The organism is Pseudomonas sp. Sample_16 (genome assembly GCF_004307665.1).
GTDB lineage: Bacteria > Pseudomonadota > Gammaproteobacteria > Pseudomonadales > Pseudomonadaceae > Aquipseudomonas.
In genome coordinates this window covers 1-26,954 of sequence record NZ_RCOB01000015.1, presented here as the reverse complement: position 1 = coordinate 26,954, position 26,954 = coordinate 1, and the positions used below count along the sequence as shown (strand labels likewise).

Sequence of the window (26,954 nt, the reverse complement as noted above, 5' to 3'; positions counted from 1 at the left end):
GCGATGGAAATATCACTTGCTTTCAACCCTGCCCCTTTTGCGTTCCTTTATAAAAGCACGCGCTGGGCAATAAGACCTTAGCGGACCCCAAGCCATGAATAAAAATCTACGCTTCAGCCATAAAATCCTGCTTGCCGCCGCCCTCATCGTCATTGCCACTTTCGCCTCATTCACCCTGTACAACGACTATTTACAGCGTAATGCCATCCGCGAAGACCTGGACAACTATCTCAACGAGATGGGGGATGTCACCGCCAACAACATCCAGACATGGTTGACCGGCCGGATTCTGCTGATCGAAAACCTTTCGCAAAACATCGCCATCAACCCGGAACAAGCCAACGTAGCCGCCCTGCTTGAACAGAAAGCGCTGACCTCGACGTTCATGGCGTCCTACCTGGGCGATGCCACCGGGCATTTCACCATCAGACCCGACGCGAAGATGCCCGATGGCTTCGATCCACGGGTCCGCCCTTGGTACAAGGGGGCGGAAAACAGCAGCACGCCGACCCTGACCGAGCCCTATATCGATGCGGCGACCGGTCAAACCATCATTTCCATGGCCATGGCCTCGAAAAAATCCGGGCAAAGCATCGGCGTGATCGGCGGTGACCTGAGCCTGCAAACGCTGATCGATACCCTCAGCGCCCGCGACTTCGACGGCATGGGCTACGCCTTTCTGGTCAGCGCCGACGGCAAAATCCTGGTTCACCCGGACAAAGCGCTGGTGATGAAGTCCCTGAGCGAGGCGTATCCGAAAGACACGCCGCGAATCGGCAACGGTTTCAGTGAAGTCGATGTCGACGGCAAGACCCGCATCGTCAGCTTCACGCCGATCAAAGGCTTACCCTCGGTCAACTGGTACATCGGCTTGTCCATCGACAAGGAAAAAGCCTTCTCGATGCTCAGCGAATTCCGCGCTTCAGCGGTGGTGGCGACCGTCATCGCGGTGGCAATCATCATCGCCCTGCTGGGCATGCTGATCCGCATCCTGATTCAGCCGCTGCACGTCATGACCCGCGCCATGGCCGACATTGCCGACGGCGAAGGCGACCTGACCAAGCGCCTGACCATCGTCAACAACGATGAGTTCGGCACGCTCGGCACGGCATTCAACCGTTTCGTCGAGCGTATCCACGGTTCGATCCGCGAAGTGTCTTCCGCCACCGGCCAGGTCAACGAAGTCGCGTTGCGTGTGGTGGCGGCCTCGAACTCGTCGATGTTCAACTCCGACCAGCAGGCATCGCGCACCAGCAGTGTCGCCGCCGCGATCAACCAGCTCGGCGCCGCCGCCCAGGAGATCGCCCGCAATGCTGCGCAAGCATCGAATCAGGCCAGTGACGCCCGCAGCCTCGCCGAAGACGGCCAGCAGGTTGTGGACCGCAGCATTGCCGCGATGAACCAGTTGTCGAGCATGCTCAGCGCGTCGAGCACCAACATCGAGTCGCTGAACAGCAAAACCGTGAACATCGGGCAGATTCTCGAAGTGATCACCAGCATTTCCCAACAGACCAACTTGCTGGCGCTCAATGCCGCCATCGAAGCGGCGCGGGCCGGTGAAGCCGGGCGCGGGTTTGCCGTGGTGGCCGATGAAGTGCGCAATCTGGCGCACCGCACCCAGGAATCGGCGCAACAAGTGCAAACCATGATCGAGGAGCTGCAAGTCGGTGCCCGCGAGTCCGTCAGCACCATGAGCGACAGCCAGCGTCACAGCCAGGACAGCGTCGAAATCGCCAATCTGGCGGGTGAGCGCTTGAGCAGCGTGACCCAGCGTATCGGCGAAATCGACGGCATGAACCAGTCGGTGGCGACCGCCACCGAGGAACAGACGGCAGTGGTTGAGTCGATCAACGTCGACATCACCGAAATCAATACGCTGAACCAGGAAGGTGTGGAAAACCTGCAGTCGACGTTGCGCGCGTGTTCGGATCTGGAACAGCAGGCGGCGCGGTTGAAGCAGTTGGTAGGCAGTTTCCGGATCTAATCGCTCTCACCGGCCTCATCGCTGGCAAGCCAGCTCCCACAGAGTTCTGCAGCGGACGCAATTTTTGTGTACGACGCAAAACCTTGTGGGAGCTGGCTCGCCAGCGAAGGCGGTCTGTAACACATCGCATAACCCTGGCTGACAGCCCACCCCTCCAAACCTCAACCGAACATCTATTCTTCATTAAGGTCCACCCAAGGAGAGCAACGGACCGGAGGAGTGTTCATCGTGCATATCGCTGACATCACCATGTTTTACGCCCCTGCCAGCGGTGGCGTGCGCACTTATCTGGATGCAAAACATCATCGACTGTGTACAAGGCCCGGCACTCGCCACAGTTTGCTGGTCCCTGGCGCAGTTTTCAGTGAACAGGACGGTATCTATACCGTTCCGGCTCCTGCCCTGCCTTTCGGCAAGGGTTATCGATTCCCGCTGCGCCTGGCCCCCTGGCGCAATGTCCTGCACGACCTGCAACCCGAACTGATCGAGGTCGGCGATCCTTATCTCACTGCCTGGGCAGCCCTGGACGCACGCAGGCAACTGGATGTGCCAGTGATCGGTTTCTATCACTCGGACCTGCCATTGCTGGTCAGCAACCGCATGGGCAACTGGGTGACCACCAATGTCGAAGCCTACGTCAGCAAGCTTTACGGCAACTTCGACCGGGTTCTCGCGCCCAGTCAGGTGATGGCGGACAAGCTCACGGGTCTTGGGGTTCGAAACGTTTTTGTCCAACCCTTGGGCGTCGATTTGCAGACTTTCCATCCCGAAAAACGCGATCCGGGCCTGCGGGCCGAATTGGGACTGGACGATAACACCCACCTGCTGATTTTTGCCGGTCGCGGTTCCAAGGAAAAAAACCTGCCGGTGCTGCTCCAGTGCATGAAACGCCTGGGCAGGCGTTACCACTTGCTGCTGGTCGGTTCGTCGATGCCGAGCACGGTGCCAGGCAATGTCACCGTCATTGATGAATTCTGTCCCGCCGCGCAGGTCGCGCGCCTGATGGCCAGTGCTGACGCGTTGCTGCATGCAGGCGATCAGGAAACCTTCGGCCTGGTCATTCTCGAAGCCATGGCCAGCGGCATTCCGGTGGTGGCGGTGGCGGCAGGGGCTTTTCAGGAAATTGTCACTGATCAATGCGGCCTGTTATGTGCACCGAACGATCCGCAGGCGATGGCCAACGCCGTGCGCGAACTGTTCACCCAAAACAGTGCGGCCCTCGGCCGACAAGCGCGACTTCATGCCGAGCGACATTACGCCTGGGACACGGTGGTCAACAGTTTGCTGGGGCACTATCACGCCGTACTCGGCAGTCAATGGCCACGCGCGGCCAATGGTTGAGCCCATGAATACGCCCAGCCTGTTACTGGTCTTGCACGATGTGGCGCCACAAACCTGGGCCGACTACCAACCCTTTGTCGAAGCCGTGGACGCACTGGGCAACGTACCCATCACCTGGCTGGTGGTGCCGAACTACCACAGACACAACGATCTGCACGCCCATCCGGACTTTCGCCAGCGGCTTGCCGAACGACTCGAACGCGGCGATGAATTGGTGCTGCACGGCTATTTTCATTGCGATGACGGATCGCCGCTGAACTCTGCGCGAGACTGGTTCATGCGCCGGGTCTATACCCACGAAGGCGAGTTCTACAGCTTGCCCCGGGAGGCCGCCCTCGCCCGTTTGCATGAAGGCATTGCGATGTTTGATCGATACCATTGGCCGCTGCACGGTTTTGTCGCGCCGGCCTGGCTGATGAGTGAAGGCACGCGGCAAGCCTTGCGACAACTGCCTTTGAGTTATACCAGCGACCCTCAACACCTTTATCGACTACCGGATTTCACCACGGTCGACGCGCCCGGGTTGGTCTGGAGCGCACGCAGTGCCTGGCGTCGCGGTTTGTCCAAGCTCGTCAGCGATCAGCGCGAACAACGCTGGCGCCAGGCACCGGTGATTCGCCTGGGCCTGCACCCGGTCGACATGCGCCATGAATTCTCGCGCACCTACTGGCTGCAAACCCTCAAGCGCCTGCTGGCAGACGGACGATTGCCCATGACCAAGGCAAACTGGCTGGCCCTGCAAAGCCAGAACAGGGAGCGCGCCGCATGAGTCGCGGGATCCTGCTGGTGATCGGCCTGCTCGCTGCGGTGCTGATCCCGTGGCTTTTGGGTGGAAGCGAAACCTGGTCACGATTGAGTGCTTTTCCGCTGAGCGGATTATTGGTCATGTTCGGCATGATCCTGCTGTGCTGGGTGGTAAACACCCTGCGATTGCGCCTTTTATTGGGCGATCAGCGCCATAAGGTCAGCCCCGTTAAAAGCCTTGGCGTGGTCATGGCTGCCGAATTCGCTTATTGCGCCACGCCTGGCGGCAGCGGCGGCCCGCTGACTATCATGGCGCTGCTGGGACGCAACGGTGTGCGTCCGGCCAGAAGCAGTGCCGTGTTCGCCATGGACCAGTTGAGCGATTTGTTGTTTTTCCTCTGCGCACTCAGCGGGATTCTGATTTATGCGCTGTTTCAACACCTGAGCCAGCGCATGGAATGGCTGTTGATCGTCAGTGCCGTGTCGATGTTCGGCGGATTGATCAGTTGTGTGCTTGTGGCGCGGTATCACCGCTTGCTGATTCGCCTGAGCGGCCGGTTGCTGGCCCGCCTCAACGTGCAGCCCACCACCCGGATGCGTTGGGCGCGAAAGCTCCTGAGTTTTCTGGCGGCGTTTACTGACACACTGAAGCTGCCTTTCCAGACATTGATCACTGTGTTTGCCCTGACGTGCCTGCACTGGATTTTACGCTACAGCGTGCTGTATCTGGCGCTGCGCGGGCTCGGTGCAGACTTGCAATGGGCCTGGAGCTTTTTGATCCAGATGCTTTCGCTCAGTGCAGGTCAATTCAGCCTGTTGCCGGGCGGGGCCGGCGCGGCGGAACTGACGTCGGCGGCGCTGCTGGCGCCCATGGTGGGGAAATCCACCGCAGCGGCGGCGATTCTGATCTGGCGGGCAGTGACCTATTACTTCTATCTGCTGGTCGGTGGGCCGGTGTTCTTGCTGATGCTGGGGCGGCCGCTGCTCAAGAAGTTGATGAAACTCAAGCAGGCTTAGGCGCGTTGTCGGGCTCTTGCTGCAACTGCTCCCACAACTCGGCAGCGCCTGGAAACTCCGTTCCATCCTCCGGGCTCAGGTCGTCCGGGTCGTAACGGCTCAAACAACCTTCGCCCAGGGTGGCGGGCGCCTTGGAAGTGGCTTTGTCCAATGGATCGGCCATGATCATGTCCTCATGCAGAAACGGCGAAGGGCCTGAAGCGATTGAACGCCCAGGCCCTTCGAATTTCAACCGGGTCGTGCGGTGAATCAGAACACGACGGTTTTATTGCCGTGCACCAACACCCGGTCTTCCAGGTGATAACGCAGACCGCGGGCCAGTACCATCTTCTCGACGTCACGGCCGAAACGCACCATGTCTTCAATGCTGTCGCTGTGGCTGACACGCACCACGTCCTGCTCGATGATCGGGCCGGCGTCCAGCTCTTCCGTCACGTAGTGGCAGGTCGCGCCGATCAGTTTCACGCCGCGCATCGAAGCCTGGTGATACGGCTTGGCACCGACGAACGACGGCAGGAAGCTGTGGTGAATGTTGATGACCTTGTGCGCATATTCACTGCACAACTCGGGCGGCAGGATTTGCATGTAACGGGCAAGGACCACCACTTCGGCATCGTGATGTTTCACCAGACGCGAAACCTCGGCGAAAGCCGGCTCCTTGTCCTGCGGGTTGACCGGCACGTGGTAGTAAGGAATGCCGTGCCACTCAACCATGCTGCGCAAGTCATCGTGGTTGGAAATCACACAAGCGATTTCGCAGTCCAGTTCATCGCTGTGCCAGCGATGGAGCAGGTCGGCGAGGCAGTGGGATTCGCGGCTGGCCATCAGTACCACGCGTTTCTTTTGTGCGGTATCGGTGATACGCCAGTCCATCGAGAATTCTTCGGCAATCGGCGCAAACGCTTCGCGCAAGGCTTCGATACCGAAAGGCAGCGAGTCGGCACGAATCTCGTGACGCATGAAGAACCAGCCACTGAGATTGTCCGAGTGGTGGCTCGCTTCAGTGATCCAGCCGTTATGTGACGCCAGAAAGTTACTGACTTTAGCAACGATGCCGACGCGGTCGGGGCAGGAAATCACCAGCCGAAAAGTGCGCATGGGGGGGAAACTCCAGAACTTCGCAAAGGCGGCCATTCTAGCGATTGCGCAGCAAAACTGCAGTATTGATGACGTGCCGTGCTGTCAGATGGCAACCGACGCTGGGCCTGCCCGTGCACCTCGTTCGTCAAACGACAGTGCAGTAAGCCTTCCACAAGCACTCCTTTGTAAATATCTGTAGCCGAGCTTCAAACTATTTAACTGCATCGAAAATGTGCAGCGAATTGCGGACAATTTAATTAAATAAACCTGCTTTAATGTTTACTTGATGAAACACCCTGACTATTATTGCGGCACTGTCCCCCTGCCATCCTGCGCCACACATAAGGTAGTAATCATGTCCTTGATCAACGAATATCGCGCCACCGAAGAAGCTATCAAAGAGCTGCAAGCCCGTTTGAAGAATCTGTCCCAAGACGACAAACTGCAAACCGAGCTGGAATTTGAAGGCAAACTGCGCACCCTGATGGGCGAATACTCCAAGTCCCTGCGTGACATCATTGCTTTGCTGGACCCGGAATCCAAAACCAAGGCTCCACGTGGCGGCGCTGTGAAAACTACCGGCACCAAGCGTGCTCGCAAAGTTAAACAATACAAAAACCCGCACAACGGCGAAGTCATCGAAACCAAAGGTGGCAACCACAAGACTCTGAAAGAGTGGAAAGCCAAGTGGGGCGGTGACGTGGTTGAAGGCTGGGCTACCCTGCTGGGCTAAGCCGCCAGACCCGTCTGCGACAAAAAATAACGCCAGCCAATCGCTGGCGTTTTTTTATGCCTGGAGTTCAGGCTCCGGGTGTTTTCGATTTCAAAGATTCAAACGTGAGCGTAACCCGAGAACATGTTGCTGCCATTCGCCGAGTACCTGTTGCTGAAACGCTGTCGCAGTAACAGCCATTTGGGCTGCGGCCTCGGAGAAACTATCCAGGGTATTGGGGGCGCCCCACTCAGGGTCCGACAAGCGCTTCTGACAAAATAGTCTCCAGCGCTCTTGCTCTTCAAGATTCAGCGTTTGCGGAAAGTTGCGTGCGCGATATCGAAACAATAATTCAGGCAAACGTTCATCATCGAAAGGCCATTGAGCTTGTGCTAATTGAGCCGGGTCGGCAGAACGTACTTGTTCACATAGACGCCGATCACGGTCACCGATAAAACCATCGTATAACTGTTGTTCAGGGTCCAGGCTGACAGAAAAATCCTCACGGGCATAAATTGCCGCAACTTTATCCAGCCAGACTTGCTGCGCGTCACTTAGTCGCACCGTACGCTGCTGATACAGCGGCATATCCAGGCCAAGACGTTGCTGATCTTCAGGACGAAGTACCGACAACGGCGCCACTACCGGGCATTTATTGATGTGAATGAGCTTGAGCGGAACCGGCAACTCGCCCTCGGCCAGATCATCGCGGCGGGTATAGAGGCGCTGGCGCAACGTGTCGGCATCCAGATCGAGCAAACCCTGGGGATCAAGATGCAGGTCGCAGACTATCAGCGCATTCTTGTTGCGTGGATGCCAGGCCAGCGGTAACACCACCCCCACAAAGTTGCGTGCCGCTGAAAAGCGCCCGGAAATGTGCACCATCGGTTGCAACAGGCGAATCTGGTCCAGCACCTTTTGTTTGCTGCGCAACTTGAACAGCCATTCATAGAGCTTCGGCTGTTTTTCCCGGATCAACCGCGCCAAAGCGATCGTCGCGCGTACATCCGACAGCGCTTCGTGGGCATTGCCGTGATCGATGCCGTTGGCGGCGGTCAGACGCTCAAGCTTGAGTGTCACCCGCCCCTCATCGTCTGTTGGCCAAACGATACCGTCGGGACGCAAGGCATATGCTGCGCGCACCACATCGATCAAATCCCAGCGACTGTTGCCGCCCTGCCACTCCCGTGCGTACGGGTCGAAAAAATTGCGGTACAGGCTGTAGCGGGTCATTTCGTCGTCGAAGCGCAAGGTGTTGTACCCGGCTCCACACGTGCCCGGCGCAGCCAACTGGGCGTGCACGCGGGTCATGAAGTCGGCTTCGCTCAACCCCAGCGTGGCCAGGTTTCCAGGCGTAATGCCGGTGATCGCGCAGGCTGCCGGGTGCGGCAGGATGTCGTCGCTGGGCTGGCAATAGAGATTGACCGGCTCGTCTATTTCATTGAGATCGAAGTCAGTACGCAGCCCCGCCATTTGAAGGGGGCGGTCGCAACGGGGGTTGATGCCCGTCGTTTCATAGTCGTACCAGAAGATAGAGGTCACAGGCGTTTCCCGAACTGAAGATCGACGAAGTCTAGGCGTTCACGTCCCGCCCCGGCCAGTAATCTTGTGATTCAAACACTCCTGGTTACTCAAACCGCAATACATAGTTATGTCGTTTTCCCCAGTGAGGCTGCTAGCATCGGGGAACGAGACAATCCCGATCAGGCCACATCATCAGGTTGCCCATGCTCGAGACCACAGCACTGCCAAGGAAAGCGACGCTGTCCCCGCCACTGGATACGCGATATCAAGTTGAAACGCCTGAAGGCATCGACTTGCCTCTGCGACCCGCCGGGCTGATGGTGCGTGCGCTGGCGTTCGCCATCGACCTGGCACTGCGCGGCGTGATCCTCGGCGTGCTGTTCATTGTCCTGGCGATGCTCGGAAAACTCGGCGCCGGCCTGGGCTCGCTGCTGATCTTTGGCGTGAGCTGGTGGTACATGGTGCTGTTCGAGGTCCTTAACCAGGGCCGCTCACCGGGCAAGCAATGGATGGGAGTGCGCGTGGTGCAGGACGATGGCACACCGATTGGCTGGTCCGCGTCGCTGTTGCGCAACTTGCTGCGGTTTGTCGATTTGTTGCCTTTCGGCTACTTCCTCGGGGCAATCAGTTGCCTGCAGCATCCCGGCTTCAAACGCCTCGGCGATGTGGCGGCCGGCACGTTGGTGATCTACCGTGAACAGCCGCTCACACGTCCCCAGCTACCGCCAGCCCAACCGCGCCGCCCGGCAATAACCCTGAGCCTGAGCGAACAACGCGCCATCCTCGGATTCGCCGAACGCCAGGCCGAACTCTCGCCTGCGAGGGTCAATGAGCTCGCCGCGATCCTGGCGCAACCGTTGCAGGTTCCAGCGCCACAAGCCGTGGCTGAACTCAACGGCATCGCTCGCGGTTTGTTGGGCCCGGCATGAAGCAAAGCCTTTTCGAACATCGGCACATGGCCGAATGGGAGCAGTTTTCCCTCACGCTGCAACGTCTGGAACAGGACAGGAAGGCCGACGGAGTCGGCGATTTCCCGGCTGACTATCGTCGTCTCTGCCAACACCTGGCGCTGGCTCGGGAGCGCGGCTACAGCAGTTTCCTGATCGATTCGTTGCAACAACAGGTCCTGCGCGGACACCAACAACTGTATCGCCATCGCAGCCACCTGGGGGCCAATGTACTGGCATTCATCCTCGCCGGATTCCCCCGCCTGGTCCGTGAGCAATGGCGCTTCGTGCTTGCCGCCAGCCTGCTGTTTTTCGGCAGCCTGATCGGCATTGCGCTGCTGGTGTACCTGTTCCCGGACCTGATCTACAACCTGATCCCGGCCGAGCAGGTCAGCGAAATGCAAAACATGTACGACCCCGAAGCCGGTCATCTCGGGCGTTCGGCGGAACGCGCGGCCAGTGAAGACTGGGTGATGTTCGGCTACTACATCATGCATAACATCGGCATTGCCTTTCAGACCTTCGCCAGTGGTTTGCTGTTTGGCCTGGGCAGCGCGTTCTTCCTGCTCTTCAACGGCTTGATGATCGGCGCGGTGGCCGGACATCTGACGCACATCGGCTACGGGCAAACGTTCTGGTCCTTCGTGATTGGCCACGGCGCTTTCGAATTGACCGCCATCGCCCTCGCCGGGGCGGCCGGCCTGCAACTGGGCTGGGCATTGATTGCGCCGGGGCGCCTGCCCCGCTCGGAAGCCTTGCGCCTGGCGGCACGCAAGAGCGTGTTGCTGATTTGCGGGGTGATGCTGTTCCTGCTGATTGCGGCGTTCATCGAGGCTTATTGGTCGTCGATGACGGCAGCAACGCCCATGACCAAATACCTGGTGGGCGCGCTGCTCTGGCTGTCGGTCACGGTTTATCTGCTGTTTGCCGGACGGGTCCGCCATGCGCCTGAGTGACGCCAGTGTGGTGATCCGCCCGCGCCCGACCTGGGAAGCCATGGACCTGGGCGTGCTGTTGAGCCAGCGCCATCGACGTCTGCTGATGATCAGTTGGGCGATCATCACCTTGCCGGTTTTTGCCCTGCTGAGCGGCTTGCTGTGGGAGTCGCCATCCCTTGCCGTGTTCATTTTCTGGTGGCTGAAGCCGGCTTTCGAACGCCTGCCGCTATACATCCTGTCCAAAGCCATATTTGGCGAAACACCCACCCTCAAACAAGCCCTTTGCCAATGGCCGCGGCTGCTCAAGCCGCAATTGCTGGCCAGCCTGACCTGGCGACGCTTTGGCATGAGCCGCAGCTTTCTGTTACCGGTGGTGCAACTCGAAGGCCTGAGCGCCGAAGCGAGACAGCAGCGCATTCAGGTGCTGTTGCAGCGCGATGCCGGTGCGGCACGGTGGCTGACGCTGATTGGCGTGCATTTGGAAACTGCACTGTGGATCGGCCTTATGGTGCTGTTCTATCTGCTGCTGCCGCAACAGGTCGCACTCGACTGGAGCTGGCAATCGCTGATCGCCGCCGCCACCCAGGACTGGCGCTGGCTGGAGCATCTGACCAATGCCTTCTACGCCCTGGTGCTGGTGGTGTGGGAACCGATCTATGTAGCTTGCGGCTTCAGCCTCTACCTCAACCGCCGTACTGTATTGGAAGCCTGGGATATCGAACTGGTGTTCCGCCGTATGCGCCAGCGCTTGAACGGCGCTGCCATCGCGGTTTTGCTGGCAGTGATCCTGTTGCTCCCAACTGGACACGATGCCTGGGCCGACGCTTCGGTGGCAACGCCTGACAGTCCGCGCTTGCTGGAACAACCGCTGACCAGTCAGGCGTCCCGCGACAGCATCAAGGCGATCCTTGAGCAGCCGCCGTTCAAGAACAAGGAAACGGTGATCCGTTATCGCTTTGGCGACGACATCGACAGTGCCGAAAAACCGGCTGACAACAACACGCCAGCCTGGTTGAAGGCACTGTTCGGGTTGTTTGACAGTCAGCATTTCGGCGCACTGGCCACGCTGATCGAAGCCTTGCTGTGGGGCATCGTGGCCGCCGCCATTGGCTTGTTGATCTGGCATTACCGCGACCTGTTGCAGGCGTTTGTCAGCCGCCGTCCGAGCCTAGGCAAAAAAACCACGCGACCGACACCGCAACAGGCGTTCGGCCTGGATCTTGGCCGTGACACCTTGCCCGCCGACGTCGCCACCAGTGCCGAAAACCTCTGGCAGAGCCATCCCCGAGAAGCGCTGGGATTGCTCTACCGCGCCCTCCTCAGCCACCTGCTGCACGATTACGACATCGCGCTGAAAGCTGCCGACACCGAAGGCCAGGTGCTGGAACGCATCGAACAACTGCAACAACCGGCGTTGTTGGCCTTCAGCAAAAAACTGACCGGGCATTGGCAGAACATGGCTTACGGGCATCGCTTGCCCGCCGCGCATTTGCAGCATGAATTGTGTGATGGCTGGCGAGCATTGTTCGGCCCTGGAGCCGCGCATTGAACCGGCGCGGGTGGCTGATCACGTTCGGCATAGTCGTCGCGGTGCTGTTGGTCGCGCTGAGCGTGTACCTGTATTTCAAGGCCACGCCCTATCCGGCAGAAATCGATCATGGTCCATCGCCCGAGGCACAGGCCAATCCTTATCTGGCCGCCGAGCACTTTCTGCGCAAACAAGGCCTGGTCGTCGGCCATGCCAATAGCCTCGACGTTCTGCCGAGCCTGGAGCCGCATCAACACAGCCTGCTGTTACTGGGCGATCGCTACAACATGACGCCACGGCAGATTGATCAATTGATGAACTGGACCCGGGCCGGAGGGCGCCTGTTGTTCGTCGCCCAGTCGCTGTGGGATGAAAAGGCCGGGCAAAGCAATGATTTGTTGCTCGACCGGGTACAACTGCATCAGTCCCTGAGCAAGGACCTCAAGGACCCGCCGCCGGCCGATGGCGAAAAAGATCCTTATCCGCAACTGACCAAGCTCTACCTGGAAAACGAAGACGCCCCGGCGTATGCCGGCTTCGACACGGCCTTCCATCTCGAAGACCCGAAGAATCTCGCCCAGGCCTGGGCCAACAGCGGCAAGGCCACGCACATGATGCAACTCAACCACGGGCTCGGCTCGATCATTGTGGTGACCGACGCCGACTTGTGGAAAACCCCGGCAATCGATCAGTACGACAACGCCTGGCTGTTGTGGTACCTGACCGCGGATACCGATGTGACCCTGTTGTTCAACACCGATCACGACAGTTTATGGACGTTGTTGCTGCGTTATTTCCCCCAGGCGCTGGTTGCCTTGCTTGCGCTGATTGCCCTGGGGCTCTGGCATGTCGGAGTGCGCCACGGGCCATTGCAGGAACCGACACCGAAAGCACGCCGACAATTGCTCGAGCACCTGCGTGCCAGTGCCGATTTCATGTTGCGACGCAACGGTCAGCAGAGCCTGCTGCAAACGCTGCAACAAGACATTCTGCGCCGGGTCCGACGACGCCATCCCGGCTATGACCAACTCGGCGTTGCCGAACAATGGCTGCTGCTCTCACGCCTGACCGGCCAGCCCACACGTGCTATCAGCCAGGCCATGAGCCCACGGAAGAAGCAGCGACTTTCCAGTGCAGAATTCAGCCGCCAGGTCGCCCATCTGCAAACCTTGAGGAACGCGTTATGAGTGAACCGATCGAGCCCGACGCACCCAGCCATGCCGCTCAACAACGACAGCGCGCCAGCCAGTTGGCTCAGGCGATACGCGTCGAACTGCAAAAAGCCGTAATCGGCCAGGACAGCGTTATTGACGATGTGCTCACGGCGCTGATTGCCGGTGGCCACGTGTTGCTCGAAGGCGTGCCGGGGCTGGGCAAGACGTTGCTGGTGCGGGCGCTGGCACGCTGTTTCGGTGGGGAATTCGCGCGTATTCAGTTTACCCCTGACTTGATGCCCAGCGACGTCACCGGCCATGCGGTGTACGACCTTCAGACCGAGCAGTTCAAACTGCGCAAAGGGCCGCTGTTCACCAACCTGCTGCTGGCCGACGAGATCAATCGTGCCCCGGCGAAAACCCAGGCCGCACTGCTTGAGGCCATGCAGGAGCGGCAAGTCACGCTTGAAGGCCGCGCCCTGCCGATCGCGCAACCGTTCATGGTGCTTGCCACGCAAAACCCCATCGAACAGGAAGGCACTTACCCGTTACCGGAAGCCGAGCTGGATCGCTTCATGCTCAAGGTGCGCATGGACTACCCCGACGCCGAACAGGAGTTGAACATGGTGCGTCAGGTCAGCCGTTCGACCCGCGCCGACATGCTCGATGTGCAACCGCTGCGCACGGTGCTGCAAGCCAAGGACGTGCTGGCGCTGCAACGCATCGCCAGCGACTTGCCACTGGACGACCAGGTGCTCGACTACGCCGTCCGCGTGGCCCGCACCAGCCGCAGCTGGCCGGGCCTGACCCTTGGCGCCGGGCCTCGGGCTTCCATCGCGCTGGTGCGCTGCGCCAGGGCGCGGGCCTTGTTGCGCGGCGGCGAATTCGTGATTCCGGATGACATAAAAGGTTGTGCCCTGGCGGTGCTGCGCCATCGCGTGCGCATCGCCCCGGAGCTGGATATCGAGGGTCTGGAGGTCGATCAGGTGTTGCGACAATTACTCGACCAAGTTCCGGCGCCGCGCCTGTGAAACCAAGTCGCCTGCTGTTGCTATGGCTGGGTGTGCTGCTGGCCATCGGCATCGTGCTGGGCGCGTTGCAGGCGCTGGATGTTGCGTTGCCGGCATCTGTGTCGCGAATCAACTGGGGCCTGCTGCTGGCGCTACTGGCCCTGGCGTTGCTCGATGCCATTCGCCTCAAGCGACTGCCCTCCCCACGGATCACACGACAGATGCCCGGCAGCCTGGCACTCGGTCGCTGGAGCGAAGTGCGACTGACGGTCGAACACGACTTCGCCCAGCCGCTGGACATACGCCTGTTCGACCACGTGCCGCCAGGCCTGTGCTTCGAAAACCTGCCACTGGCGGTGGCGCTGCAACCCGGCCTGCAAAGTGTTATGGCTTATCGTCTGCGTCCGGTCAGCCGCGGCCACTTCAGTTTCGAACGCTGCGAAGTCAACCTGCCTAGCCCCCTGGGCCTGTGGTCAGACAAACGCCTGCTGAAGCTGACCGATCACACCCGTGTCTATCCCGACTTCGCCCGCCTCTACGGCGGTCAACTGTTGGCGGTGGATAACTGGCTGAGCCAACTCGGCGTGCGCCAGCGACAACGCCGGGGGCTGGGTCTGGAGTTTCATCAGTTGCGCGAATTTCGCGAGGGCGACAGCCTGCGCCAGATCGACTGGAAAGCCACCGCCCGGCAGCGCACCCCGATTGCCCGGGAATACCAGGACGAGCGCGACCAACAAATCATCTTCATGCTCGACTGCGGCCGCCGCATGCGCAGTCAGGATGATGAGTTGTCGCACTTCGATCACGCGCTCAACGCCTGCCTGCTGCTCAGTTATGTCGCATTGCGCCAGGGTGATGCGGTCGGTCTCAGTACGTTCGCCAGCGACACACCGCGCTACCTCGCACCGGTCAAAGGCACCGGGCAACTCAACACGTTGCTCAACAGCGTGTATGACCTGAACAGCAGCCAACGCAGTGCCGACTATCAAGCCGCCGCCACGCAATTGCTGGCGCGGCAAAAACGCCGCGCGCTGGTGGTGCTGCTGACCAATCTGCGCGATGAGGACGATGAAGAGCTGCTGACGGCCGTCAAACGCCTGGGCCAACAGCATCGCGTGCTGATCGCCAGTTTGCGCGAAGACCTGCTCGATAACCTGCGCGAAACACCGGTGCAGACCTTGCCCGAAGCCCTGGCTTATTGCGGCACGGTGAACTATTTGAATGCACGGGCTGAACTTCACGAACGGTTGAGCGCTCATGGCGTGCCAGTGCTGGATACGCGGCCGGGGCAATTGGGGACGCAATTGGTGACGCAATATTTGAGCTGGAAGCGTGGCGGCAGCACCTAGGCGCAAAAGACCGCCGTCAGCGATCTTTTGCTTTATCAGGCCGAGGCCGGCAGCGGCAGAAAACTGAAATACTGCCTTAACGCCTCCACCAGTTGCCCATATTCAGGCGGTGCCCGCTGCAGACTGAACCCGGCGTCATAGTGGTGAGGCGTCGCGTCTTCGTGGCACCACAAGCAACACGCCCGCAAGTCAATGACCTGCTGGATGCCGCCGCTGGCGGGGATTTTAAGGCGCAGTTCAAAGTCAGCACCGATCATCATCGGCAACTGACTGATGAGCATCAGTCCATCTTCGGAGACATTGCCCAGAAAACCGATGGGCTTGTCCGTAATGCTGTTGAACACTTTCAGGAAATACGGCAGTTGATGCCGCTCGATCCGGCGGTCAGTAAACATGCTGAATTCGCTACGCAAGGCCCTTAAGCAGAGCCGCACTAATGCTTCGGAACGGACCTGCCGGTGGAACTGAAGTGGCAAGACGGCCCGCTCTCCCCGATCCTGGTGCGACAGTCAATAAACCGCTATCGCTTACTCCTGCCAATCACAGGTGTCACGATGGTTTAGAGAGAACGCTCTAAACCGGTCTATTCGACTATAGCTCACCACCGCCGGTCGGCCAGCTATTGAATGACAACCTGCATCAGAACTGCGTCGGGCGTACCGCCGCGGCACTGCGGGTCGGGTAATGGCCCAGGCTCTGCAAGGTTTCCAGGCGGGCGCGGGCGCGATAGGCGTATTCGCTTTGCGGATACGAGGCGATGATGAATTGGTAAGTCTGGGCCGCATCGATAAACATCTTTTGCCGTTCCAGGCACTGGCCGCGCATCATCGACACTTCCGGCCATACATAAGGCCGCGCCCGGCTGGCGCGCTCGACTTTGGACAATTCGAGCATGACTTGCTCGCAATTGCCCCGCTCATAGGCACTGTAGGCAAGATTCAAATGATGGTTCATCGAGAAACGGGTGCAGCCCGTGACACTGAGGACACTGATGGCAAGGGCGGCAATGAGCACGAATCGCATGGGGGGATCTCCTGTCTTGAACGCTGTATCGACCCGTGAGCGGAAATCTTCAGGCTGCCAGGCGCAAAGTTGTCCGGTTCAATAAAGAAAGCGATAAGTAGTGCAAACGAACAATGACTACAACTTCGCAGCATAGTAGCCTCACCCAGCGCTTGAACTCAGGAGTCTTTGCATGTCCGTCCGTCGTACCAAAATCGTCGCTACCCTTGGCCCGGCCAGTAACTCGCCGGAAGTTCTCGAACAGCTGATTCTGGCTGGCCTGGACGTCGCCCGTCTGAACTTCTCCCACGGCACCCCCGACGAGCATAAGGCTCGCGCCAAGCTGGTGCGTGACCTGGCAGCCAAGCACGGTCGCTTCGTCGCCCTGCTGGGTGACCTGCAAGGCCCGAAAATCCGTATCGCCAAATTCGCCAACAAGAAGATCGAGCTGAAGATCGGTGATCAATTCACCTTCTCCACCAGCCATCCTCTTACCGAAGGCAACCAGCAAGTGGTCGGCATCGACTACCCGGACCTGGTCAAGGACTGTGGCGTGGGCGACGAGCTGCTGCTCGATGACGGTCGCGTGGTGATGCGCGTCGATACCGCCACGGCCACCGAACTGAACTGCACCGTGACCATCGGCGGCCCGCTGTCCGATCACAAAGGCATCAACCGTCGCGGTGGCGGCCTGACTGCCCCGGCCCTGACGGAAAAAGACAAGGCTGACATCAAGCTCGCTGCGGAAATGCAAGTCGACTACCTCGCGGTGTCCTTCCCGCGTGACGCCGCCGACATGGAATACGCCCGTCAACTGCGCGACGAAGCTGGCGGCACCGCCTGGCTGGTGGCGAAGATCGAACGCGCCGAAGCCGTGGCCGACGACGAAACCCTTGATGGCCTGATCAAGGCATCCGACGCCGTGATGGTGGCCCGTGGTGACCTGGGCGTGGAAATCGGCGACGCCGAGCTGGTGGGCATTCAGAAGAAAATCATTCTGCACGCACGCCGCCACAACAAGGCCGTGATCGTCGCGACCCAGATGATGGAGTCGATGATCCAGAACCCGATGCCGACCCGCGCCGAAGTGTCCGACGTAGCCAACGCCGTGCTGGACTACACCGACGCCGTAATGTTGTCGGCTGAAAGTGCTGCCGGCCTGTATCCGCTCGAAGCGGTACAAGCGATGGCGCGCATCTGTGTCGGCGCTGAAAAGCATCCGACCAGCAAGACCTCCAGCCACCGCATCGGCAAGGAATTCACCCGCTGCGACGAAAGCATTGCGCTGGCGACCATGTACACCGCCAACCACTTCCCGGGCGTGAAGGCGATCATCGCATTGACCGAAAGTGGTTATACCCCGCTGATCATGTCGCGCATCCGTTCCTCGGTGCCGATCTACGCGTTCACCCCGCACCGCGAAGCCCAGGCCCGCGCGGCGATGTTCCGTGGCGTGTACACCATCCCGTTCGATCCGGCTTCGCTGGCACCGAACGAAGTCAGCCAGAAGGCGATCGACGAGCTGGTCAAACGCGGCGTCGTGGAAAAAGGCGACTGGGTCATCCTGACCAAGGGCGACAGCTACCACACCACCGGTGGCACCAACGGCATGAAGATCCTGCACGTTGGCGACCCGATGGTCTGAGTGACCGAGCGCTGAAAAACAAAAGCCCCGCCATGAGAATGGCGGGGCTTTTTGTTTGCTGATCCAAAGGTTGAGTTGTCAGGGCTGGCGATGGAGCCGGTACTGTCAGCGAAGGTTTAGTGCCGCTTGATAAATCCGGTCAACGCCTGCGGCTCAACCACGTGGCAGGAACACATCGGCCAGCAGTTGATTGCGCGGCAATCCCGCCAGGTACAAGCGCCGGGCAAAGGCGTCGACGCTGTCCGGCGCTCCGCAGAGCAGGGCCAGGGTTTGCCGCGAAACAAGCCGCAGTTGCGCCAGCGCCGCGGGTAACCCGACCGGGGTCCAGAGCTCGATGCTCAGGTTCGGGCGGCTGGCCGCCATGGCCTGCAGAGGCTTGGCCAGATAATGCTCGTCGGCGTCATGGGCCAGATGAATGACGCGGATTTCGCCTTGGTGATCCTGACGCAGAGCTTCGCGCAGCACACCAAACAACGGTCCCAAACCAGTGCCGGCGGCCATCAGCCACAGCGGTCGCGTGTGCCAATCGGGGTCATAATGCAGCGCCCCGCCGCGCAATTCGCCGAGGCGCAGCGGATCGCCGATTTTCAACTGACGTGCTGCATCGCTGAACTCACCCGGCAGGCGGCAATCGAGGTGAAATTCGAGAAACCGGTCATCCTCGGGCAGGCTGGCGAGGGAGTATGGCCGCGCCACATTACCCGCCCACAAAACCAGGTGCTGCCCGGCGCTATAACGCAATGGCCGCTGCGGGATCAGGCGCAAGCGCAGTACGTTGGGGCTCAACCAGTCGAGCGCCGCGACCTCGGCCGGGCGCCCATCCTGCTGCGGGTCGAAGGTGTGCACCTGCAAGTCCTCGACCACCTGGCACTGGCACGCCAGACGCCAACCTTGCTGGCGTTGCTGCGCGCTCAAGGCATCGGGGCGGCTATCGCTCGGCAAGCCTTGCACGCACTGCACCAGGCACGCATGGCAACTGCCGGCGCGACAGCTATAGGGCACCGCCGCGCCGTTCTGATTCAGTGCATCAAGCAGATTACTGCCCGCCGCCACCGACCACTGGCGATCACCGACACGTAATTCAGGCATCGACGTTTTCCCACGCCGCCGCGCAACGGTTACGACCGTCACGCTTGGCGCGATAGAGCGCCTGATCGGCTCGCTGCAAGGCGTCGTCGAGGTCATCGCCCAGTTCCAGCAACGTCATGCCCGCCGACAGACTGAGGCTGCCGACATTCAGGCCGAGCAACTCGACATCGGTAAATGCAACCCGCAGTCGCTCACAGCAGGCGGTCAGACTGTCGGCATCGCAATCGGGCAACAACACCACAAACTCTTCGCCACCGTAGCGGGCCAGAACGTCGCCATCACGCAGGCATGCAGTGGCCACGCCGGCAAAGGCTTGCAGCACTTGATCGCCCGCGGCATGACCGTGCAGATCGTTGATCCGCTTGAAGTGATCGAGGTCGATCAGCGCCAGGCCATGCCTGACGCCGGCGTCCATGGCGTTGAGTTCACGGGAGGCCAGGCGCAGGAAGTGCCGCCGATTGAACAGGCCGGTCAGTTCGTCGGTGGCGACCAGGTCTTCGAGCTGGCGCATCATCCCGCGCAGCGTGTCCTGATGCGCCTGCAACGCAAAGCGCCGCTGCCGCATACGGTGTCGCGAAGCCTGGACGTAACCGGCATACAGCACCAGCCAGATCAGCACGATCAACAGCACGCACACCTGCAACGCCGCCAGCGCCGGGTCGGCCAGCTGAAAGTGATAGCCCTCCCACAGCGTAATGGCGCTGAAACTGAAGAACACCAGCATCGCGCAGCGTAAAAACGCGCGACGGGACAGATGAAACAGCCCGAACAGCAGGATCAGCACATAAAAGACCAGGAACGCCCCGCGCGCGTCGTCCAGATGGGCGATCAACCAGGTTTGCCAGCCCAGCCCCATCAGCACTTGAGCTTCCGTGAGGCTGGGGTCGGCGAAGCGCAGGTTGCAGCCGCTATAGAACAGGGCGAACAACGTGCCCTGGCTGATCACCACCAGTGCGCTGCCAATGGCCACGCTGGCCAGGGATTGCTGATAGTGACCGGTAAAAAACGCCAGCCACAGCAACAGCAAAGCCAGGGCATACGTGCCGGCTGCCAGGGCAAAACGTTTGAGCAACAGTCGCTGGATGGCGTTATGGGTCAATCGTTGACTCACCGAATGAAGGCTGACAGAGCGTCCTACTCTACAGACCGAGTGTCACTTTAGTGGGGCGGCCGATAAATGACCATTCAATTTTCGGTCGGATAAATGGCGTCAAATCCATGGCTGAAAAATCACCTGGATTCACGCGGCCGCCTATGCGACCAACGTTTGACTACCGGCGCGTGTGCCCTTGGACGAGGCGCGTTATACTGCCGCGCCTTTTTAGCGTCGCGCCAGCATGCCCGGCGTGCCTTGAAAGGTGCTTGCAACCGACCGATGCACCCAAGCTGCAAGCACCTTATTGAATGTTCCCGTCTTTTAGAGGAGCGCGACTCATGACCGTGATCAAGCAAGACGACCTGATTCAGAGCGTTGCCGACGCCCTGCAGTTCATTTCCTATTACCACCCCGTGGATTTCATCCAGGCGATGCACGAAGCCTACCTGCGCGAAGAATCGCCAGCGGCCCGTGATTCGATGGCGCAGATCCTGATCAACTCGCGCATGTGCGCCACCGGCCACCGTCCGATCTGCCAGGACACCGGCATCGTTACCGTGTTTGTCCGCGTGGGCATGGACGTGCGCTGGGATGGCGCGACCATGGGCCTGGACGACATGATCAACGAAGGCGTGCGTCGTGCCTACAACCTGCCGGAAAACGTCCTGCGTGCCTCGATCCTCGCCGACCCGGCGGGCGCTCGTAAAAACACCAAGGACAACACCCCGGCCGTGATCCACTACTCCATCGTTCCGGGTAACACCGTGGAAGTGGACGTGGCGGCCAAGGGCGGCGGTTCCGAAAACAAGTCGAAGATGGCCATGCTCAACCCGTCCGACTCGATCGTCGACTGGGTGCTCAAGACCGTTCCGACCATGGGCGCCGGCTGGTGCCCACCAGGCATGCTCGGCATCGGCATCGGCGGCACCGCCGAGAAAGCCGCCGTCATGGCCAAGGAAGTGTTGATGGAGTCCATCGACATTCACGAACTCAAGGCCCGTGGTCCACAGAACCGCATCGAAGAAATGCGCCTGGAGCTGTTCGAGAAGGTCAACCAGTTGGGCATCGGTGCCCAGGGCCTTGGTGGCCTGACCACCGTGCTCGACGTGAAGATCATGGATTACCCGACCCACGCCGCGTCCTTGCCGGTGTGCATGATCCCGAACTGCGCCGCTACCCGTCACGCGCACTTCGTGCTCGACGGTTCCGGCCCGGCCTCGCTGGAAGCGCCACCGCTGGATGCCTACCCGGAAATCGTCTGGGAAGCAGGCCCGTCGGCCCGTCGCGTCAATCTCGACACCCTGACCCCGGAAGAAGTGCAGAGCTGGAAGCCGGGCGAAACCGTCCTGCTCAACGGCAAGATGCTCACCGGCCGCGATGCTGCGCACAAGCGCATGGTCGAGATGCTGAACAAAGGTGAAACCCTGCCGGTCGATCTGAAAGGTCGCTTCATCTATTACGTCGGCCCGGTTGATCCGGTGCGCGAAGAAGTGGTTGGCCCGGCTGGCCCGACCACCGCAACGCGGATGGACAAGTTCACCCGTCAGATCCTCGAGCAAACCGGCCTGCTGGGCATGATCGGCAAATCCGAGCGCGGCCCGACCGCCATCGACGCGATCAAGGACCACAAAGCCGTTTACCTGATGGCAGTCGGCGGCGCGGCTTACCTGGTGGCGCAAGCGATCAAGAAATCCCGCGTAGTGGCTTTCGCCGAACTGGGCATGGAAGCGATCTACGAGTTCGACGTAAAAGACATGCCTGTGACCGTTGCGGTCGACAGCAAGGGCGAGTCGGTACACATCACCGGTCCTGCCATCTGGCAGCAAAAGATCAGTGAAAGCCTGGCGGTGGAAGTGCAGTAAGCGCTTAGACTGCCCCGCAGGAAAAGGCGACCGGAGCTGTGCTCCTGTCGCCTTTTTTATTGCCCGCACATCCCCCCAGCAGGAACGAGCCTGCTCGCGATGGACGCAAAGGCACCGCGCTCATTCAGGCAGCCCGCGTCATCGTTGACGTCCATCGCGAGCAGGCTCGCTTCTACAGGGGATCGCGTGGCCATGTTATGGTGCGCCCCCTCCGTTCCCCCGTGTGTAATGCAGCATGTTCGAGTTTTCTCGCCCCTTGCGCCTGACGGTCTATACCGTCGTCATCATCGCCGGCGCCGCCCTCGTTGCCACGTTGGCCATGCGCCATACCGTGCGCCAATCAATGATCGAAGACGCGGCACGGGCCAATCAGCAATTGGCGCTGTATGCCACATCGTTGCATACGCTGATCGAACGTTACCGCGCCCTGCCCTCGGTGCTGGCGCTGGACCCGCAATTGCGCGACGCCCTCAAAGGCCCGGTGAGCCCCGAGCAGCAGGATGTGCTGAACCGTAAACTCGAAAGAATCAACGGTGCGGCCGACTCTTCGACCCTGGAATTGCTCGACCGTACGGGGCTGGCCGTGGCGGCAAGCAACTGGCGTTTGCCCAGCAGTTATGTCGGCCACAACTATGGTTTTCGGCCCTATTTCAGCCAGACCCGCACCCAAGGCACCGGGCGTTTTTATGCCGTGGGCGTGACCAGTGGCATTCCCGGTTACTTCCTGTCGAGCGCCGTCACCAACGACGACGGCCAGTTTCTCGGCGCCATGGTGGTGAAACTGGAGTTTCCGGAACTGGAACGCGAGTGGCGCCAGGGCAGCGACACATTGCTGGTCAGCGACGCCCGCGGGGTCATCTTCATTGCCAATCAACCGGGATGGCGCTATCGCCATTTACAGCCACTCAGTGCCAGCGATCACGCCGAGCTCAAGGCGACCCGCCAATACGACAAGCAACCGCTGATGCCGCTGGACTACCAAGTGCTGCGCCACTTCGACGACAACAGTGCGCTGACACGGGTCAATGGCCCGGACGGCCGTGCCGATTACCTGTGGGAATCGCTGCCGCTCGCCGCCGAAGGCTGGACGTTGCACTTGCTGCGCCGTCCGCAGGTGGCCTTCGAGGACAGCCGCAACGCCGCGCTTGCCGCTGCCGGGTTGTGGCTGACGGTGGTGTTTCTGCTGCTGTTTCTCCACCAGCGCTGGCGCCTGGCGAAGATACGCCAACGCAGCCGCGAAGAACTTGAACAACTGGTGGAGGAGCGCACCCGCGATTTGCGCACCGCCCAGGAAGGCCTGGTGCAATCAGCCAAGCTCGCCGCCCTCGGTCAGATGTCGGCGGCACTGGCCCATGAAATCAATCAGCCACTGACGGCCCAGCGCATGCAACTGGCTACTTTGCGTCTGCTGCTCGATCATGGCCGCGTCGATGAAGCGTACCAGGCGCTCAAACCGCTGGACGACATGCTGACCCGCATGGCCGCCCTCACCGGGCACTTGAAAACCTTCGCCCGCAAAAGCCCCAGCGGCTTGCGCGAACGCCTGGACCTGGCGGCGGTGGTCGACCAGTCATTGCAATTGCTCGACACTCGCTTGCGCGACGAGCAAGTCAGCACCGTGCTGCATATGACGCGTCCGGCATGGGTGCGCGGGGATGCGATTCGCCTGGAGCAGGTGTTGATCAATCTGCTGCGCAACGCCCTCGATGCGATGCAGGATAAACCCTGCAAACGCCTGGAAATCCGTCTCCAGGCTGATGAACAATTGTGGCGACTGAGCGTCATCGACAATGGCAGCGGTATCGCAGAAGAAAATCTGCCCAAGGTGTTCGATCCGTTTTTCACCACCAAACCCGTGGGCGACGGGCTGGGCATCGGCCTGGCCGTTTCATTCGCCATCGTTCACGAAGCGGGCGGGCGATTGACCGCGGATAATCACGGTAATGGCGCAGTGTTCACCCTGACCTTGCCGATCGACCTGGAGGCCCAAGGCTGATGCTCAATTCTGTGATGGTGGTCGACGACGAAAGCAGCATTCGCAACGCCGTCGAGCAATGGCTGAGCCTGTCCGGTTTTGACGTGCAATTGTTCAGCCGCGCCGAAGAGTGCCTGGCGCAGCTGCCCAGGCATTATGCCGGGGTGATTCTCAGTGACGTGCGCATGCCCGGAATGAGCGGCCTGGAACTGCTGGCCGAAGTGCAACGCCGCGACGCTGACCTGCCGGTGATACTGCTGACCGGTCACGGCGATGTACCGATGGCCGTCGACGCCATGCGCGATGGCGCCTATGACTTTCTCGAGAAACCTTTCAGCCCGGAAACCTTGCTCGGCAGCCTGCGCCGGGCGCTGGACAAGCGTCGCCTGGTACTGGAAAACCGCGCCCTGCATGAGCAGGCGGACAACCGCGCCAAGCTCGATGCCACACTGCTCGGTGTGTCCCGTGGCTTGCAGACTTTGCGTCGACAGGTACTGGATCTGGCGTCGTTGCCGGTCAATGTGTTGATCCGCGGTGAAACCGGTAGCGGCAAGGAATTGGTTGCCCGCTGCCTGCACGACTTCGGCCCACGGGCCGACAAACCCTTTGTCGCGCTCAACTGCGCGGCAATCCCTGAGCAGCTGTTCGAAGCCGAACTGTTCGGCCACGAAAGCGGTGCGTTCACCGGGGCACAAGGAAAGCGTATCGGTAAGCTCGAATACGCCGACGGCGGCACGCTGTTCCTCGATGAAATCGAAAGCATGCCGCTGGCGCAGCAGGTGAAACTGCTGCGGGTGTTGCAGGAACAAAAGCTGGAGCGATTGGGCTCGAACCAGAGTATCCGGGTAGACCTGCGCATCATCGCCGCGACCAAACCGGACCTGCTTGATGAAGCGCGGGCCGGTCGTTTTCGCGAAGATCTGGCCTATCGGTTGAACGTCGCTCAATTGCGTCTGCCGCCCTTGCGCGAACGCCGTGAAGACATACCGTTGCTGTTCGAATCCTTCGCGCAGAACGCTGCCGAACGCCTGGGACGCAAATTTCCACCGTTGAGCGGCGCGCAGCTGAGCCATCTGCTGAGTCATGACTGGCCGGGCAACGTGCGCGAACTGGCCAACGTCGCCGAGCGCCAGGTCCTGGGCCTTGATGAGCCGGAGCTGTTGGCCGTCGAACCCGGGCAGTCACTGGCAGCTCAACAGGAGGCTTTTGAAGCGCAGTGCCTGCGCGCGGCGCTGATGCGGCACAAAGGCGATGTGAAATCGGTGCTTGAAGAACTGCAACTGCCGCGCCGGACCTTCAATGAAAAGATGCAGCGGCACGGGTTGACCCGAGAGATGTTCCTGTAGCGTCTGGACGGACCTCATTTTTGATCGTTCCCACGCTCCGCGTGGGAATGCCTCAACGGACGCTCCGCGTTCGGCTTTTGGGACGCGGAGCGTCCCGGGCTGCATTCCCACGCGGAGCGCAGGAACGATCTGTTTCGGCGGAAATCCGCTTCTCGCCCTGCACGCCATAAGCGGATTTCCGCTCATAAAACCTGCCTACCCCTTCTAAACCGGCTCTCTCGCCGTTGGCACAGCTCCTGCTATAGCCCCGGCAGCCTGCGTTTACGCGCGCTTCATAAAATAATTAAACGAAGGATCCTTCAATGGATAACTCCAGTTCCCTGCCCCGTGGGTCGGCTGCCGTGTCGACAAAACAACGCACCACCTCCAGCCGTATCAAATCGATCTTCAGTGGCTCCGTCGGCAACATGGTCGAATGGTATGACTGGTACGTCTACGCCGCTTTCTCCCTGTACTTCGCCAAGACCTTCTTCCCCAAAGGCGACACCACTGCACAATTGCTGAACACCGCGGCGATCTTCGCCGTGGGCTTCCTGATGCGCCCGATCGGCGGCTGGCTGATGGGCCTGTACGCCGACAAGGTCGGACGCAAAAAGGCCCTGATGGCCTCCGTCTACCTGATGTGCTTCGGCTCGCTGCTGATCGCCCTGAGCCCTGGCTATGAAACCATCGGTATCGGTGCGCCGATCCTGCTGGTGTTCGCCCGGTTGCTGCAGGGCCTGTCGGTGGGTGGCGAATACGGCACCTCCGCCACTTACCTCAGCGAGATGGCAACCAAGGAGCGTCGTGGCTTCTTCTCCAGCTTCCAGTACGTGACCCTGATTTCCGGTCAGCTCATAGCACTGGGCGTGTTGATCGTGCTGCAGAACCTGCTGACCACCGAAGAGTTGTACGCCTGGGGCTGGCGCATTCCGTTCGCCATCGGTGCGCTGTGCGCAGTGGTCGCGCTCTACCTGCGTCGCGGCATGGAAGAAACCGAATCGTTCACCAAGAAAGAAAAGGCCAAGGAAAGCGCCATGCGCACCTTGATGCGCCATCCGAAGGAACTGATGACCGTGGTCGGCCTGACCATGGGCGGTACGCTGGCGTTCTACACCTACACCACCTACATGCAGAAGTACCTGGTGAACACCGTCGGCATGAGCATCTCCGACTCCACCACCATTTCCGCCGCCACGCTGTTCCTGTTCATGTGCCTGCAACCGGTCATCGGCGGGCTGTCGGATAAAATCGGTCGTCGGCCGATCCTGATTGCCTTCGGCATTCTGGGAACGCTGTTCACCGTGCCGATCCTCACTACCCTGCACACCATCACCACCTGGTGGGGCGCGTTCTTCCTGATCATGGCGGCACTGATCATTGTCAGCGGCTACACCTCGATCAACGCCGTGGTAAAGGCCGAACTGTTCCCTACCGAAATCCGCGCCCTGGGCGTGGGCCTGCCGTACGCACTGACCGTATCGATCTTCGGCGGTACCGCTGAATACATCGCACTGTGGTTCAAGAGCATCGGCATGGAAACCGGTTACTACTGGTATGTCACCGCGTGCATCGCCGTGTCGTTGCTGGTGTACATCACCATGAAAGACACCCGCAAGCATTCGCGGATCG

The 26,954-nt window shown here is 60.3% G+C and carries 23 protein-coding genes; 16 read left to right on the top strand and 7 right to left on the bottom strand.

The features are described from left to right. Positions 1–94 precede the first annotated feature (94 nt). From D8U69_RS01770 to D8U69_RS01755, 4 genes are all read left to right on the top strand, one after another. Complete coding sequence (locus tag D8U69_RS01770; RefSeq protein ID WP_130905903.1) at positions 95–1,984, top strand: methyl-accepting chemotaxis protein; 1,890 nt, start codon at positions 95–97, stop codon at positions 1,982–1,984. A gap of 219 nt (positions 1,985–2,203) precedes the next feature. Next, positions 2,204–3,325, top strand: a complete 1,122-nt coding sequence (locus tag D8U69_RS01765) for a glycosyltransferase family 1 protein (protein ID WP_130906562.1) — start codon at positions 2,204–2,206, stop codon at positions 3,323–3,325. Then, positions 3,318–4,094: a polysaccharide deacetylase family protein gene (locus tag D8U69_RS01760; RefSeq protein WP_130906561.1), complete on the top strand. Its 777-nt coding sequence runs from the start codon at positions 3,318–3,320 to the stop codon at positions 4,092–4,094. The genes D8U69_RS01765 and D8U69_RS01760 overlap by 8 nt, the downstream gene beginning before the upstream one ends. Continuing rightward, a complete protein-coding gene (locus tag D8U69_RS01755) occupies positions 4,091–5,086 on the top strand; it encodes a lysylphosphatidylglycerol synthase transmembrane domain-containing protein (protein ID WP_056852682.1) in 996 nt (331 codons plus the stop codon). The genes D8U69_RS01760 and D8U69_RS01755 overlap by 4 nt, the downstream gene beginning before the upstream one ends. Here D8U69_RS01755 and D8U69_RS29395 read toward each other — a convergent pair. Beyond that, entirely contained in the window at positions 5,073–5,249 is a 177-nt protein-coding gene (locus D8U69_RS29395) for a hypothetical protein (protein ID WP_177434541.1), read from the bottom strand. The two genes, D8U69_RS01755 and D8U69_RS29395, sit on opposite strands and share 14 nt — an antisense overlap. An 86-nt stretch (positions 5,250–5,335) precedes the next feature. Continuing rightward, entirely contained in the window at positions 5,336–6,184 is an 849-nt protein-coding gene (purU, locus tag D8U69_RS01750; RefSeq protein ID WP_056852683.1) for a formyltetrahydrofolate deformylase, read from the bottom strand. 337 nt (positions 6,185–6,521) lie between these two features. Here purU and mvaT point away from each other — a divergent pair, with 337 nt between their 5' ends. Continuing rightward, a complete protein-coding gene (gene mvaT, locus D8U69_RS01740) occupies positions 6,522–6,899 on the top strand; it encodes a histone-like nucleoid-structuring protein MvaT (protein ID WP_007933316.1) in 378 nt (125 codons plus the stop codon). Between the two features lie 90 nt (positions 6,900–6,989). On the opposite strand, the gene sbcB is transcribed toward mvaT, so the two are convergent. Continuing rightward, on the bottom strand, positions 6,990–8,420 hold the full coding sequence (gene sbcB / locus D8U69_RS01735) for an exodeoxyribonuclease I (protein WP_130906560.1): 1,431 nt from the start codon (positions 8,418–8,420) through the stop codon (positions 6,990–6,992). Positions 8,421–8,605: 185 nt separating this feature from the next. On the opposite strand from sbcB, the gene D8U69_RS01730 reads away from it, so the two are divergent. From D8U69_RS01730 to D8U69_RS01705, 6 genes are read left to right on the top strand one after another with little or no spacing between them, the layout of a single operon-like run. Beyond that, on the top strand, positions 8,606–9,331 hold the full coding sequence (locus D8U69_RS01730) for an RDD family protein (RefSeq protein WP_056852686.1): 726 nt from the start codon (positions 8,606–8,608) through the stop codon (positions 9,329–9,331). Continuing rightward, on the top strand, positions 9,328–10,305 hold the full coding sequence (locus D8U69_RS01725) for a stage II sporulation protein M (RefSeq protein ID WP_130906559.1): 978 nt from the start codon (positions 9,328–9,330) through the stop codon (positions 10,303–10,305). The genes D8U69_RS01730 and D8U69_RS01725 overlap by 4 nt, the downstream gene beginning before the upstream one ends. Next, a complete protein-coding gene (locus tag D8U69_RS01720; protein WP_130906558.1) occupies positions 10,292–11,836 on the top strand; it encodes a DUF4129 domain-containing protein in 1,545 nt (514 codons plus the stop codon). Before D8U69_RS01725 ends, D8U69_RS01720 begins: the two co-directional genes overlap by 14 nt. Next, positions 11,833–13,002, top strand: a complete 1,170-nt coding sequence (locus D8U69_RS01715) for a DUF4350 domain-containing protein (protein ID WP_130906557.1) — start codon at positions 11,833–11,835, stop codon at positions 13,000–13,002. The genes D8U69_RS01720 and D8U69_RS01715 overlap by 4 nt, the downstream gene beginning before the upstream one ends. Then, complete coding sequence (locus D8U69_RS01710) at positions 12,999–14,000, top strand: MoxR family ATPase (protein ID WP_056852689.1); 1,002 nt, start codon at positions 12,999–13,001, stop codon at positions 13,998–14,000. The genes D8U69_RS01715 and D8U69_RS01710 overlap by 4 nt, the downstream gene beginning before the upstream one ends. Next, complete coding sequence (locus tag D8U69_RS01705) at positions 13,997–15,328, top strand: DUF58 domain-containing protein (protein ID WP_130906556.1); 1,332 nt, start codon at positions 13,997–13,999, stop codon at positions 15,326–15,328. The genes D8U69_RS01710 and D8U69_RS01705 overlap by 4 nt, the downstream gene beginning before the upstream one ends. Positions 15,329–15,363: 35 nt before the next feature. Here D8U69_RS01705 and D8U69_RS01700 read toward each other — a convergent pair whose 3' ends face one another. Together D8U69_RS01700 and D8U69_RS01695 are read right to left on the bottom strand one after the other, a co-directional pair. Continuing rightward, positions 15,364–15,723 (bottom strand): PilZ domain-containing protein, encoded by a 360-nt coding sequence (locus D8U69_RS01700; protein WP_056852691.1) that lies wholly within the window; start codon positions 15,721–15,723, stop codon positions 15,364–15,366. A 244-nt stretch (positions 15,724–15,967) separates the two neighbouring features. Continuing rightward, positions 15,968–16,351 (bottom strand): tetratricopeptide repeat protein, encoded by a 384-nt coding sequence (locus D8U69_RS01695; RefSeq protein ID WP_130905914.1) that lies wholly within the window; start codon positions 16,349–16,351, stop codon positions 15,968–15,970. A gap of 172 nt (positions 16,352–16,523) precedes the next feature. Between D8U69_RS01695 and pyk the strand changes: the two genes are divergently transcribed. After that, positions 16,524–17,975, top strand: coding sequence for a pyruvate kinase (pyk, locus tag D8U69_RS01690; RefSeq protein ID WP_056852693.1), 1,452 nt, complete (start codon positions 16,524–16,526; stop codon positions 17,973–17,975). A 153-nt stretch (positions 17,976–18,128) separates the two neighbouring features. Here pyk and D8U69_RS01685 read toward each other — a convergent pair whose 3' ends face one another. Together D8U69_RS01685 and D8U69_RS01680 are read right to left on the bottom strand one after the other, a co-directional pair. Continuing rightward, on the bottom strand, positions 18,129–19,064 hold the full coding sequence (locus tag D8U69_RS01685) for an iron-sulfur-binding ferredoxin reductase (protein ID WP_130906555.1): 936 nt from the start codon (positions 19,062–19,064) through the stop codon (positions 18,129–18,131). Beyond that, a complete protein-coding gene (locus D8U69_RS01680) occupies positions 19,057–20,163 on the bottom strand; it encodes a GGDEF domain-containing protein (protein WP_130905916.1) in 1,107 nt (368 codons plus the stop codon). The genes D8U69_RS01685 and D8U69_RS01680 overlap by 8 nt, the downstream gene beginning before the upstream one ends. 335 nt (positions 20,164–20,498) lie before the next feature. Between D8U69_RS01680 and D8U69_RS01675 the strand changes: the two genes are divergently transcribed. From D8U69_RS01675 to D8U69_RS01660, 4 genes are all read left to right on the top strand, one after another. Further along, the gene (locus D8U69_RS01675) at positions 20,499–22,022 is read left to right on the top strand and encodes a fumarate hydratase (RefSeq protein WP_008061943.1); all 1,524 of its coding nucleotides are present in this window, start codon (positions 20,499–20,501) and stop codon (positions 22,020–22,022) included. Between the two features lie 235 nt (positions 22,023–22,257). Beyond that, a complete protein-coding gene (locus D8U69_RS01670; protein ID WP_130906554.1) occupies positions 22,258–24,018 on the top strand; it encodes an ATP-binding protein in 1,761 nt (586 codons plus the stop codon). Next, positions 24,018–25,343: a sigma-54 dependent transcriptional regulator gene (locus D8U69_RS01665; protein ID WP_130906553.1), complete on the top strand. Its 1,326-nt coding sequence runs from the start codon at positions 24,018–24,020 to the stop codon at positions 25,341–25,343. The genes D8U69_RS01670 and D8U69_RS01665 overlap by 1 nt, the downstream gene beginning before the upstream one ends. Positions 25,344–25,645: 302 nt before the next feature. Continuing rightward, positions 25,646–26,954, top strand: a 1,309-nt coding sequence (locus D8U69_RS01660) for an MFS transporter (RefSeq protein ID WP_130906552.1), incomplete at its 3' end; no start/stop codon positions are given.